This window comes from Priestia sp. P1_B12_1, from assembly GCF_056406695.1.
In genome coordinates this window covers 833,459-845,922 of record NZ_JBFTZR010000002.1, presented here as the reverse complement: position 1 = coordinate 845,922, position 12,464 = coordinate 833,459, and the positions used below count along the sequence as shown (strand labels likewise).

General features: G+C 37.9%; 11 protein-coding genes. 5 read left to right on the top strand and 6 right to left on the bottom strand.

Features of this window, described 5'->3' with window-relative positions; all coding sequences use genetic code 11:
- Positions 1-78: 78 nt before the first annotated feature.
- The 3 genes from AC1D0Y_RS09765 to AC1D0Y_RS09755 form a co-directional block, all read right to left on the bottom strand.
- Positions 79-1,596 (bottom strand): carboxypeptidase M32, encoded by a 1,518-nt coding sequence (locus AC1D0Y_RS09765; RefSeq protein ID WP_477707532.1) that lies wholly within the window; start codon positions 1,594-1,596, stop codon positions 79-81.
- A 124-nt stretch (positions 1,597-1,720) separates the two neighbouring features.
- Complete coding sequence (locus AC1D0Y_RS09760; protein ID WP_028408000.1) at positions 1,721-3,658, bottom strand: ATP-dependent DNA helicase; 1,938 nt, start codon at positions 3,656-3,658, stop codon at positions 1,721-1,723.
- 224 nt (positions 3,659-3,882) lie between these two features.
- Entirely contained in the window at positions 3,883-4,062 is a 180-nt protein-coding gene (locus AC1D0Y_RS09755; RefSeq protein WP_028407999.1) for a hypothetical protein, read from the bottom strand.
- A gap of 332 nt (positions 4,063-4,394) precedes the next feature.
- Between AC1D0Y_RS09755 and AC1D0Y_RS09750 the strand changes: the two genes are divergently transcribed.
- Genes AC1D0Y_RS09750 through AC1D0Y_RS09735 form a run of 4 tightly spaced genes read left to right on the top strand, consistent with a single transcriptional unit; the run spans position 4,395 to position 8,534 of the window.
- Entirely contained in the window at positions 4,395-5,486 is a 1,092-nt protein-coding gene (locus tag AC1D0Y_RS09750) for an ABC transporter ATP-binding protein (RefSeq protein ID WP_477707531.1), read from the top strand.
- A 36-nt stretch (positions 5,487-5,522) separates the two neighbouring features.
- Positions 5,523-6,770, top strand: coding sequence for an ABC transporter substrate-binding protein (locus tag AC1D0Y_RS09745; RefSeq protein WP_028407997.1), 1,248 nt, complete (start codon positions 5,523-5,525; stop codon positions 6,768-6,770).
- On the top strand, positions 6,754-7,707 hold the full coding sequence (locus AC1D0Y_RS09740) for a carbohydrate ABC transporter permease (RefSeq protein ID WP_013082365.1): 954 nt from the start codon (positions 6,754-6,756) through the stop codon (positions 7,705-7,707). The genes AC1D0Y_RS09745 and AC1D0Y_RS09740 overlap by 17 nt, the downstream gene beginning before the upstream one ends.
- A gap of 14 nt (positions 7,708-7,721) precedes the next feature.
- A complete protein-coding gene (locus AC1D0Y_RS09735) occupies positions 7,722-8,534 on the top strand; it encodes a carbohydrate ABC transporter permease (RefSeq protein ID WP_060746049.1) in 813 nt (270 codons plus the stop codon).
- 34 nt (positions 8,535-8,568) lie between these two features.
- On the opposite strand, the gene AC1D0Y_RS09730 is transcribed toward AC1D0Y_RS09735, so the two are convergent.
- Positions 8,569-9,063 carry a hypothetical protein gene (locus AC1D0Y_RS09730; protein ID WP_477707530.1) on the bottom strand — a complete coding sequence of 165 codons (495 nt, stop codon included), beginning with the start codon at positions 9,061-9,063 and terminating at the stop codon, positions 8,569-8,571.
- 159 nt (positions 9,064-9,222) lie between these two features.
- Between AC1D0Y_RS09730 and AC1D0Y_RS09725 the strand changes: the two genes are divergently transcribed.
- Complete coding sequence (locus tag AC1D0Y_RS09725) at positions 9,223-9,351, top strand: hypothetical protein (RefSeq protein WP_013056148.1); 129 nt, start codon at positions 9,223-9,225, stop codon at positions 9,349-9,351.
- 41 nt (positions 9,352-9,392) lie between these two features.
- Here AC1D0Y_RS09725 and AC1D0Y_RS09720 read toward each other — a convergent pair whose 3' ends face one another.
- Together AC1D0Y_RS09720 and AC1D0Y_RS09715 are read right to left on the bottom strand one after the other, a co-directional pair.
- A complete protein-coding gene (locus AC1D0Y_RS09720) occupies positions 9,393-10,538 on the bottom strand; it encodes a THUMP domain-containing class I SAM-dependent RNA methyltransferase (protein ID WP_060746051.1) in 1,146 nt (381 codons plus the stop codon).
- A 209-nt stretch (positions 10,539-10,747) separates the two neighbouring features.
- Positions 10,748-12,415, bottom strand: a complete 1,668-nt coding sequence (locus AC1D0Y_RS09715) for a glycoside hydrolase family 13 protein (RefSeq protein WP_028407993.1) — start codon at positions 12,413-12,415, stop codon at positions 10,748-10,750.
- Between the last annotated feature and the right edge of the window lie 49 nt (positions 12,416-12,464).

The window sequence follows — 12,464 nt, the reverse complement described above, 5'->3', positions numbered from 1 at the left end:
TTATTTGAAAATATCTAAAAGCGATATTTTCGAACATTTACTTTCGATACAAAACATAATATTCGGTTATAGCGTTTTTTATACGTGATAAATTTCTCCATATTTCTTTTCTAGATATTGAATTAAATAATCTACATTTAAGCCTTCTCCCGTTACATCGTTTAAAATTTCAAGAGGCTTTTTCATTTTTCCGCACTGATGAATATGTTCTGTTAGCCAATTTGTAATCGGCGAAATTTCTCCTTTTTCAAGAAGTTCATCATAATTAGGCAAGTCTTTTAACATGGTATGCTTAAACTGCGCTGCGTACATATAGCCAAGAGCATAGGAAGGGAAGTACCCAAAGCTTCCTCCGGCCCAGTGTACATCCTGAAGCACGCCTTCTCCATCGTGACTTGGACGAACTCCTAAATATTCTTCGTATTTCTCATTCCAAATTTCCGGTAAATCTGCAACTTTATATTCTCCGTTTATTAATCCTTTTTCAATCTCATAGCGAATCATAATATGAAGAGGATACGTTAACTCATCTGCTTCAATACGAATAAGAGACGGTTTCGCCTCATTTACTCCTCGGTAAAAATCTTCTAAATCTACATCGTCAAATTGTCCCGGCGCATGCTTTTTTAGTACGTCGTAATGATGCTGCCAGAATGCCTTATTTTTACCGACAAACTGCTCAAAAAACAGTGACTGTGATTCATGAATTCCCATTGAAGTACCTTCACATAGAACTGTACCGACAAGATCCTTTGAAATATTCTGCTCATATAAAGCATGGCCGCATTCGTGAATTGTTCCAAAAATAGCCGTTCGAAAATCGTTTTCGGCATATTTAGTCGTGATGCGCACATCTCCCGGGTTTAAACCAGTAGCAAAAGGATGGACTGTTTCATCAAGTCGCCCCGCTTCAAAATCATAGCCAAGCGTTTTTAACACGTCTAGACTAAATTGCTTTTGCGCTTCTTTTGGGAAAGTACGGAATAAAAATTCCGTATTTGGCTTTGTATTCGACCCGGCGATTCGCTGAACAAGAGGCACAATATGCTTCCGTAGCTTTCCAAATACCTCGTCTAAGATTTCAACCGTCATCCCCGGTTCAAAAAGGTCTAATAAACGATTATATTTGTTTCCTTCATACCCCCAATACTCCACAAACTTCTGATTGAACGCTACAATTTTTTCGAGATACGGTTGAAATAAAGCAAAATCTGCTTTTTCTTTTGCGTCTTCCCAAACCGACTCAGCTTTTGAAGTTAATGTAACGTATTCTTTATATTCATGCGGAGGAATCTTTTTATTTAAGTCATATTCTTTTTTACATTCTTCCACTGCTTTTTTCGTAATATCGTTTATGTAAGGCTGTGACTCAGGGTTCGTTAATTTCTCAATAAAACCTGCCATTTCATCAGAAACCGAAAGATTGAACGCTTCTGATGACATCATGCCAATAACTTCAGAACGCTGATCCGCCCCTTTTTTTGGAGCACCCGTCCTCAAATCCCAGTACATCACTCCGATTGCCTCGTGATAACTTTTGATTTTATTCATGTATTCATAAAACTGTTTCTCAATTTTCTGTATGTCTTCTCTCATTGTTTTTCCTCCTTACTTTCCTTATTTCACCATAAATTATTTTATCATAATAGTAACGGCGTGTATATAACTGAATATTCAATCTATTATACGTATAAAAAAACGCGGCTACAACCGCGCTTTTTTATACGTTTTCTATTTTTGTTGGGACATTTTGTTCAATGATTGAACGCACTTTTGAATCTGTGCTTTTTGGCATAAAGATCGTGATTAGACCCTTATCGTTATGAGAGCGAATCAGCCTTCCAACTCCTTGCTTTAAGCGAAGAAGCATATACGGCATATCTGCATCCCAAAATGGATCGACTACTTGATTGCGTTTTGCTTCAAAGACCGGATCATTTGGTGGATACGGCAGAGACCAAATAATTACATTAGATAGCGAAGGTCCAGGAATATCCAATCCTTCCCACAAATGAACAGCGCATAAAATCGTTTTTTCTTCCCTTTGGAACTGAGATACTAATTTACTGATTTCTTGATCGCCTTCAAATAAGAATGTGTACTGATTTAACTCTTTGGAAACTTCTTTGAACATCTCTAGTTCTTCTTTGCTGTTAAACAGTAAAAGTGCTCGTCCGTTCGTTTTTTCGAGCTGCGCAACAGCAAAGGCGAATTTTTCAGCAAACGCTTCTTCTTGATCATCTGAAACATTTTTTACCGCAATTTTCATTTGCTCATCATAATCAAATGGCGATTCAACGGAAAAAGAAAGCGGCTTTGCAATTCCTAAGCTATATGCTAAATAATCGAACGATTGGTTATCTGACAGAGTGGCAGACGTGAAAATGTATGGTATTTTCTTTGCAAATACTCGTTCTTTTAAGACGTCTTTTACTGCTTGCGGCATAATAACCAACGTCAGCTGCCAGTTGTTTTCTTCCACCCAGTAGATGGCATTTTCGTTGTCCATAAATAAGCGCAGCGAATAATCAATTTGATCTAGGTACTCATCTACAATTCGCAGCGTATATTCGTCTACTGTATAGGTCTCACTCTCAAACACAAGCTCGTTTCCGATATGCTCAAGCAGCGATAAAAGTTCTTTTCCTACACTTTGTAATCCATTTGTACGGGCTACTTCTTTACGGCTAGAACCAACGATTTCTGTGCTTGCTTCACTTAAACGGTCAAAGAACATTGCGTACACATCGATAGCGTGCTCGATCTTCACAGCAAATTCTTCTCGCACGTCATTTTCTAATAGACGCGTTAACAAGTTTTCTAACGTATCTTCTTGAATTCGATATGTTAAAGCCTTTTGTGCAGCAAATTCCAGCAGGTGACCTTCATCAAATACAACACAGCTGCTTTCAGGAAGAAGGGGAAGCTGTCCTTCACGCTTGCGGGCTTCATATGTCCAAATGTGCTCCATGTAAAAATCGTGAGAGCAAATAATTAAGTCATGTGCTTTTCTATAGTGCTCACGTGAAAGCGTTAAGCCGCATCTATGACGCTGCTCACAGGAAGAGCAGTCTTGAAACGTATCCCAGTTAATTTGATTCCATTCCTCATCCGTTAAATGAGGATATTCTTTACGGTCTCCGTAGTGATAGAACGACTGCATACCGCTATGATCATGAACAAAATCAGGAAGCGTATCGTAAATTTCTTCAATGTTTTCATTATCTGTTCGTGCTGTCACAGCATCTAATTTCTTTAAACACAGATACTGATCTTGAGATTTTGCTAGGCGAACATCCATGTTAATATCTAAAATACCAGAGAGCTTGGCAATGTCTCCTTCGGCTTTTACTAACTGTTCAATTAATGTTTCATCCGCACAGGCAATAATTGCTGGCTTGCCAATATACCTTGCATAACAAATAGCATACAGTAAATACACAATAGTTTTTCCTGTTCCTACACCTGCTTCTGCAAAGATTACATTTTTTTCTTTAAAAGCTCGTTCGATTTGAAAAGCCATAAAAATTTGTTCGTCTCGAAGTTCTAACCCTGCGTCTGGAAGATGATCATAAAAAACATCACCTATCCATTCATTTAATTTGTCAAAAAAGTTTTCATCCCGCTCAATTGTAAAAGGCAACCGCTCTCTCATCATCGATACTGACTCCTTTATTTATGTAAATATCTATCAATAAAAATTAGCTTCACTTCTTTTTATCTAGTAAATTTCTCATGTAAGCAAAACTTAATTATTGACTACTTTATCTAAAATGTCAATAAAAAGAGCTGAACATAAAAAAGTTCTGCCTGTAAGGACAGAACCTTTTTGTATAAAAGCTGAGTGTATAGAACGCAAACGGAATAAGTGCTATTAAAAAATTAATTACAGCGGAATTTTGAGTCCGTGGAATGAGACAATAAAAAGGCCGCTTCATACTCGGCTTTTGCTTGTTCCAGCTGAGTAAGCGTCTCTCCGCTCACTTCTATTCCCTGCTGCATTAAATGATAGCTGTTTTCCAACGCTTGACGAATCATAGTGAACTGCGTGTTTCTATCCATTTATAAACATCCTCTCTCTGTAGTGCTTACTATAAAAGTGAATACTATCATTCTATACACCAGCTGTTTATTTTATTCCCAAAACCAGCATCTCTGGCTTAATAAATGGCTTCTTTCATTTAAGAAAATAATCGAACTCATTAAAATATTTTAATTCTCACTTGACATATAGGAATAATATATTTTAAAATTACTTACAGATTCAATCACTCAAAACTACATAATACAGGCTTGCCGGTCAACCGATAGCCTCTAATTGCCAGATACACGTACAATCCGTCTGTGCAATTAGAGGCTTTTATTTTTTTAAAAGCCTGCTGAAAGGAGAAAAAATGGCAGAACTGCAGTTACAGCACGTGTATAAAAAATACAGAAAAGATAGTCTTGCAGTTGATAATTTCAATCTTCATATTCAAGACAAAGAATTTATTGTGTTTGTAGGACCTTCAGGGTGCGGCAAATCCAGTACCCTTCGAATGATCGCCGGCCTTGAATCGATAACAGAAGGAGAATTGCTTATTAATGGAGATCGTGCAAACGATTTACCTTCTAAGGACCGGGATATTGCAATGGTGTTTCAAAACTACGCGCTTTACCCTCATTTAACAGTTTACGACAACATGGCATTTGGCTTGCAGCTCCGCAAAGTCCCAAAACAAGAAATTGATGATCGCGTTCGTGAAGCGGCTCATATTTTGGACTTAGAACCCTATTTAAAACGCAAGCCAAAAGCGTTATCAGGAGGGCAGCGTCAGCGAGTGGCTTTAGGAAGAGCCATTGTACGGAATGCCCAAATTTTTTTAATGGATGAACCTTTATCTAATCTTGATGCGAAGCTTCGCGTACAAATGCGTGCTGAAATCAGTAAGCTTCATCAGAGGCTGCAGACGACCATTATTTATGTAACCCACGATCAAACAGAAGCGATGACGATGGCAAGCAGAATTGTAGTTATGAAAGACGGAAAAATTCAGCAAATAGGTTCACCTATGCAAGTGTATAATGCTCCAGAGAATACGTTTGTAGCCAGTTTTATAGGATCGCCGGGAATGAACTTTTTCACAGGAAAAGTAGTGAACAACAAACTGTACATCAGTGAACATGAGTTTCAGCTGACAGAAAATCAAATGCATTCGTTACATGAAAAAGGCTACAACAATCAGTTCATTACTGTAGGAATTCGACCAGAGCATATTACGCGCGCCTCTTCTGATGCTTCTCATATTTCATTACCGGTAGAGGTGTCTGAGTTATTAGGAGCAGAGTACATACTATACAGTAGTTTAGGAGACCAGCTCTTTATAGCTAAAATCCCTGGGGATGAACATATTCAAGTTCATCAGCACTTTCCATTTCATTTTCAAATGAATCATGCTCATTTCTTTGACCAAGCATCTACCAACCGTATCAAAATTGACCAATAACTATCTAAAAAGAATTCTATAAGTGGGGGAACTAAAATGAAAAAATTATTAATTCTGTTAGCAATGCTCACCGTGATCATCGCGGGCTGCGGCAAAAACAGTTCAACAAGCGGCGACAGCAGTGACTCTTCTAAAAAAGTAACCATTAACTTTACGCATTGGCGAGGAGAAGATTCGAAAGCTTTTGATTCTATCATTGAGCAATTTGAAAAGAAAAATCCAAATATTCATGTAGAAATGACCGTCTTTCCTTCTGATTCCTATCAATCACAAATTCAAGGATCTCTATTATCTGGAGAAGGTATCGATGTATTTGCTAGTTTTCCAGGAAGTCAATTTGAAACGATTCGCAAAGCAAACGGTTTTGCCAAGCTGGACGACCAAAACTTACTCAGCAAATTTGACGAAAAGCTAATCCAAGCGGGCAAAGCGGATAATACGCAATATGCTCTTCCTTATCAGCTAGTCTATAACATCCCTGTCTATAACAAAGGCATTTTTGAAAAACTAAATTTAGATGTTCCTAAAGATTGGAATAGCTTTTTAAAAACATCTGAAACATTAAAGAAAAATGGATATACTCCGATTTTATTTTCAGGAGACGTAAGTCCTTCTCAATTTATTAATCCAATGATTATGAATAACGAACCTACAAACAACGCCCTTCACGAAGTAGAAACGGGCAAGCGCAAGCTAACTGATGAATGGTTTATCAAAACCCTATCTCAAATTAAAGAATTAAATGACAAAGGTTACTTCCAAAAAGATGCTCTTGGTACGAAAAAAGAAAGTGCTGCAGCACTTTTTGCTCAGGAAAAAGGCGCAATGCTTGCTCAAGGTTCTTATATGATGGCTACAGTCAAACAGCAAAATCCGAAGATTGATCAAGGTTTGCTTGCCCCGATTACAGTGGATCAAGATAAAGCAAAATACGAAGGTGTTCATACCACGACATTCTTATTAGGTGTTGCTGAAAAATCAAAACACAAAGAAGCTGCTAAGAAATTTTTAACTTTCCTTGCAGATCCAAAGATTTCTTCTGAGTATGCGAATGCTACTGGCCAGTTATTAACGGTCAAAGACGTGAAATATGATTCACCTGAACTCAAAGAAAGCGCAAAATGGAAAGACAAAAAAACGGTCTTCCAACCTCGATTTACAATTTTAAATGAGCGCGTATCAAAAGCTGTTGAAACATCTGTACAGGACGTACTATCCGGTATGTCAGCGAAAAAAGCTGCTGAAAAAGCACAAGGAGAGGTAGAACGTGTCGCTAAAAACTAATACGTCTATTCAAGAAGAAGAAAAGAGAACCCCTTCGTTCTCTTTTCCTCTCTTTTCATTTAAAAGTATCTCTAAAAGCAGACATCTATGGTTGTTTTTACTTCCCGGTTTTATCATATATACTGTTTTCTTTGCATTGCCAACGCTTTCTGCTTTATTTTTAAGCACAACTGATTGGAATGGATTGTCTTCTCAGTTCTCATTTGTAGGGTTTCAAAACTTCAAAGAAATTTTAACAAACGATGCTATTTTTACACAGTCTCTTACAAACAACTTAAAGTTTACAATTGGCGTGCTGATCTTTCAAACGTTATTGAGCTTAGGCTTTGCACTTTTACTTTATAAAAATTCTGCATGGAATACATTTTATCGTTCACTCTTTTTTGTACCGACGATTATTTCGTCCGTGTCGATTGCCTTCACGTGGAACTTTATGTATGACCCCAACATTGGAGGAGTGAACCTATTTTTAAGTAAAATAGGCCTTGAGCATTGGACCCAGTCTTGGATTGGAAATGGACATATCGCCATTTACAGCTTGGCTTTTGTACAATTTTGGGCACATACTGGTCAAATGCTTATTATTTTTGTAGCTGGAATTCAAGCTATTCCCAGCGAGTTATATGAAGCTGCTAGTATTGATGGAGCAACAAGATGGCAAAAATTCAAGCGCATTACGTGGCCTCTTTTAGCTCCAGCTACGACAATGGTTGTAGCTTATACGACCATACAAAGTTTTAAAGCATTTGATTTAATCATTGCAATGACAAATGGAGGTCCCTCCAACTCAACTGAAATTCTTTCGACACTGCTTTATCACGAAGCTTTTATTAATTTTCGTTTCGGCTATGCCTCTGCCATTTCAGTTGTATTTATGATTGTAATTGCTCTTTTAACGTTTCTTCAATTTCGCGTACTTCGCTTAACCAAAATGTAAAAGGAGATTCTTTTATGAAACAAAACCCATTCAGACAACTGATTTTAGGGATATACGGTTTAATCATTCTGTTGCCCTTAAGCTTGGTTTTATTAACAACCTTTAAAACAACGCCTGAGCTTTACAGCAACCCAATCGGATTACCAGCAGGCTGGAATATTGAAAATTATAAACAGCTGCTCGTCAATGAACCCATCTTTGGCTATATTAAAAACAGCGTGATTGTTACCGTCTTTGGCACGTTTTTTATTCTATGGTTTTCAAGCATGATTGCTTATGCTATTATTCAGCTACCTCAAAAGCTTGGATGGATTGTATACGGCTTTTTTGTTTGCGGAATGATTGTCCCTACCCAAGTCAATATGATTCCTGTCTTTTTGCTGATGAATAAGCTTGGGCTCGTCAATACGCTAACAGGCGTCATTATCGTCTCCATAAGTTTTTTGCTTCCCATCGGTGTGTTTATTATCACGGGGTTTATGAAAACTTTGCCAAAGGAACTATTTGAAGCTGCTCGCATGGACGGAGCGTCAGAGTGGAAAATATATTCAAAAATCGCTCTTCGACTCTCAATACCATCAATGGCTACAGTAGGAATTTTTTCGTTTGTGATTGTGTGGAATGATCTGTTATTCCCTTTGCTCTTGTTAAAATCTAAAGAAGTAAAAACGCTGCCTATTGCACTATTGGACTTTCAAGGGGAATTTCTGACTAATTACCCTATGCTGTTTTCAGCAGTCGTTCTTTCTTCTATTCCATTATTGATTGCGTACGTGTTTTTGCAAAAGCATTTCATTTCAGGAATGACATCTGGAGCATTAAAATAGCGGGCAAGAAAATCACGCTTCCCTGCCTGCTCCTTTATTCTATAGGATTATTTTTTAAAGCACGCTGAGATTTTGGTTTCTCTACTACTAGATGTTGGTAAACGTACATTAAAGCAGCTTTCAACAGAAAGATACCTAGCAAATGGTACTCTTTAAATGTGCCTACCCTAAAAAGCTTTGCACGGTTCATAGCTCGTTGAAAAGGATAAACAAAAAATGTATCTACGATTGCATTTAATAACATATACCTTCCAAAATGGCCATATGTGAACTTTTTAATCCATAAAGAACCTGCTAAAAATGGACCTAAAAGTAAAGCAGCTTCACCTGTTAGATATGGATGAGGAGGATTAGGGAATATCCACCACTTCTTTTTTTCAGCAATATAGCTTTCAACCATAATCAAAAAGGAAATAAACATAGTAGATGATAAATAACGCTTAATATGCTGTCGTCCTATAAAAGGGATGGTTAACCATGAAAGAAGCATCATCCCGCCAAAAACCCGTGCTGATCGATTTTTTCTCATTTTATCACCTCTTAGGTTTTAGTATGAGATTTCCCTTTCGTAAATATGTTAGAAATAAGCTGATCATTTCTCGTTTTAAGCCTGCTAGTAAAAAGAAATGAATACATATATTGCCCCGCTACTCGCCCATACTATAAAAAAACACAATGGGGTGAGTACATGCATGATTATTATGACGGACTATATAAATACCTGCTTAATGCCACGTTTTGGTTTATTTTATTAATTGTCGTGCTCGGTATAGGCATGTTTGGAATGCTAGCTTATCGCGGTTTAAAAAAGAAATAACGTAAAAAAGCCAAGCGGTTTTTACACCGCTTGGCTTTTTATTATTGGTCGTTGCGTGGAGGACGAGGTCCCCAGTATTGATAGTAGTCTGTTTTAATAAATCCGTTAAATAATTTGCGTTTTTTCGTCGCTTTTTTACCGTAGTACTGTTCAAACTGTTCATGAGATGTAAGCATATAAATTGACCACGTATCAAGCTTAGAAAACGCTTGGCCCATTTCAGCATACATTTTTTCAACAGAAGGACGATCGCTTAAACGTTCGCCGTACGGAGGGTTACCAATAATGATTCCATATTCTTTCGGCGTCGTAAAATCGCGCACTTGCATTTGTTTAAATTGAATTAAATCTCCAAGTCCAGCTTCAAATGCATTTTGCTCCGCTACTTTTACCATACGATGGTCAATATCATGACCAGCAATATCTAGCACTTGGTCGTAGTTCGCTAAGTCTTCTGCTTCTTCGCGCGCTTTGTCCCAAATACTTGCTGACATCCACGGCCACTCTTCTGATAAAAAGTCACGGTTAAACCCTGGTGCGATATTTTGACCGATAAGCGCTGCTTCGATAGCAATTGTACCAGAACCGCAAAAAACATCGACAAACGGACGATCCGCATTCCACGGTGTTAGCATAATCAAAGCCGCTGCCAGCGTTTCTTTTAAAGGAGCTTCCCCTTGTCCTACGCGGTAACCGCGCTTATGAAGTCCTGCACCGCTTGCGTCAATTGTTAATGTAGCAACATCTTTTAATAGCGCTACTTCAATTTTAAACGTTGATCCTGTTTCTTCGAGCCATCCTGTTGTTTTGTTGTAATGTTTTTTCATGCTGTCAACAATTGCTTTTTTCACAATGCTTTGACAATCTGATACGCTGAAAAGTTTAGATTTAACTGATTTTCCCGATACAGGAAACTGTGCATCTACGGGCAAGTAATCTCCCCAATTTAATGCTTTTGTTTGTTCAAAAAGCTCATCAAACGTACGAGCTTTGAACTGTCCAACCTGCACTTTAATTCGATCTGCTGTACGAAGCCATAAATTGCAGCGAGCAATTGCGAGCTCGTCTCCTTCAAAGATAACCTTGCCATTATCTACTTCACATTCATATCCTAAAGCACGCACTTCTTTAGCGACCAGTGCTTCAATTCCCATTGCTGCTGTTGCAATAATTTTATATTTCGCCATTTTTCAACCTCATTTTGTTTCTAATTATCTACACTAAGTGTAAAAGTACCATATACATGCGCCGTAGTCAAAGCTTTCTCCGTCTTTTTATTAAAATACAAAAACCGCTGGCTCTTGACAGAGCCAGCAGTTTCTTCACCTATGTCGCAGATAAATGCGTTTTTAAAAGCTTTTCACTTTAAAGTTGCGCAATCGGTTGCTCAACTTGTTTATGAAAGTAAGTATACACGTGTTTCATATGGGTGCAGCGTACATTTTTCAAGCGTTTCGTTTGTATCCAACGGATAATTATGAATCAGCACTTCTCTGTTTGTAAATGCGCTCTCTGAAGGAAACTCGAACGTTTGATTTTTCGGTGACATGTTACAAATAACAACAGCAGTTTTACCTTCTAATGTTCGCGTATACGCGTAAATAGCGGTATCTTCTTCTGCCAACAGCTTATAAGTTCCATACACCAGCACATCATGCTGTTTTCTAATTTTAATGAGCTGTTTGTAAAAATTCAGTACCGAATTCTTATCACTTTTCTGCTCTTCTACGTTAATATCTACGTAATTTGGATTCACCTTCATCCAAGGTGTACCAGTAGAAAATCCTGCATTTCTTTCTGTATTCCACTGCATTGGCGTTCTTGAATTATCGCGGCCTGTTTCCCAAATCACTTTCATAATTTCGTCATGTGAATCGCCTTTTTCACGCTGAATACGGTAGTAGTTAATCATACCAACATCATCATAATCGTCAATAGAATCGAACTTAACATTGGTCATTCCAAGTTCTTGTCCTTGATAAATAAACGGTGTTCCTTTCATTAAAAAGTATAGTGCAGCTAAGCACTTTGCACTTTCCACTCGGTAAGCTACGCTGCCGAATTTATTTACAGAACGAATTTGGTCATGATTTTCTAAATATAAAGCGTTCCAGCCGTTGATTTTTTCTAAACCATTTTGCCAATTAGTTAAAATCGTTTTTAACTCGATTAAATCAAGCGGTTTTTCTTCTCCTTTATCCCACAGTCCCATATGCTCGAACTGAAAAATCATATTGAAGTTTCCGCCATCTTCAGCTACCCACTCATCCGCGCTGTTCGATGTTACACCATTTGCCTCTCCAACCGTCATAATATCGTATTTGGCAAACGTATTTTCTTTTAGCTCTTTTAAATGTTCTTGAATTCCCGGTCGATTCATATGTCCTTCAAACGATGGCACATAATCTAGCTTTTCAGGGTTCGGTAGATCTGGGAAGCCGGCCACTTTCTTAATATGCGAAATAGCATCTACACGAAAGCCGTCAATTCCTTTATCTAACCACCAGTTAACCATTTCATAAAGCTCATGACGTACTTTTTCGTTTTCCCAGTTTAAATCGGGCTGTTTTTTAGAAAATACGTGCATGTAATATTCTTTTGTCTTTTCGTCGAACTCCCAAGCTGATCCGCTAAAAATAGATTCCCAGTTGTTTGGCTCTTTGCCATCTTTACCTTCGTGCCAAATATAATAATCACGATATGGATTCTCTTTAGAAGACCTGGATTCTAAAAACCAAGGGTGTTCATCTGAAGTATGATTAATAACTAAATCCATAATCAGCTTCATTCCGCGATGGTGAACTTCATCTAGCAGCTCATCAAAGTCTTCCATTGTTCCGAAATCTTTCATAATATCTTTATAATCACTGATATCGTAGCCATTATCGTCGTTAGGAGACTGATAAATCGGGCAAATCCAAATGACATCAATTCCAAGATCAGATAAATAGTCTAATTTTGAAATAACCCCTTGAATGTCACCAATTCCATCGCCGTTTGAATCCATGAAGCTTCGCGGATAGATTTGATACGCAACAGCTTCTTTCCACCATTTCTTTTCCATGTGCTCAACCCCTCAAAATAGTGCTTTTACGTAAGCGTTCGCCTTTACG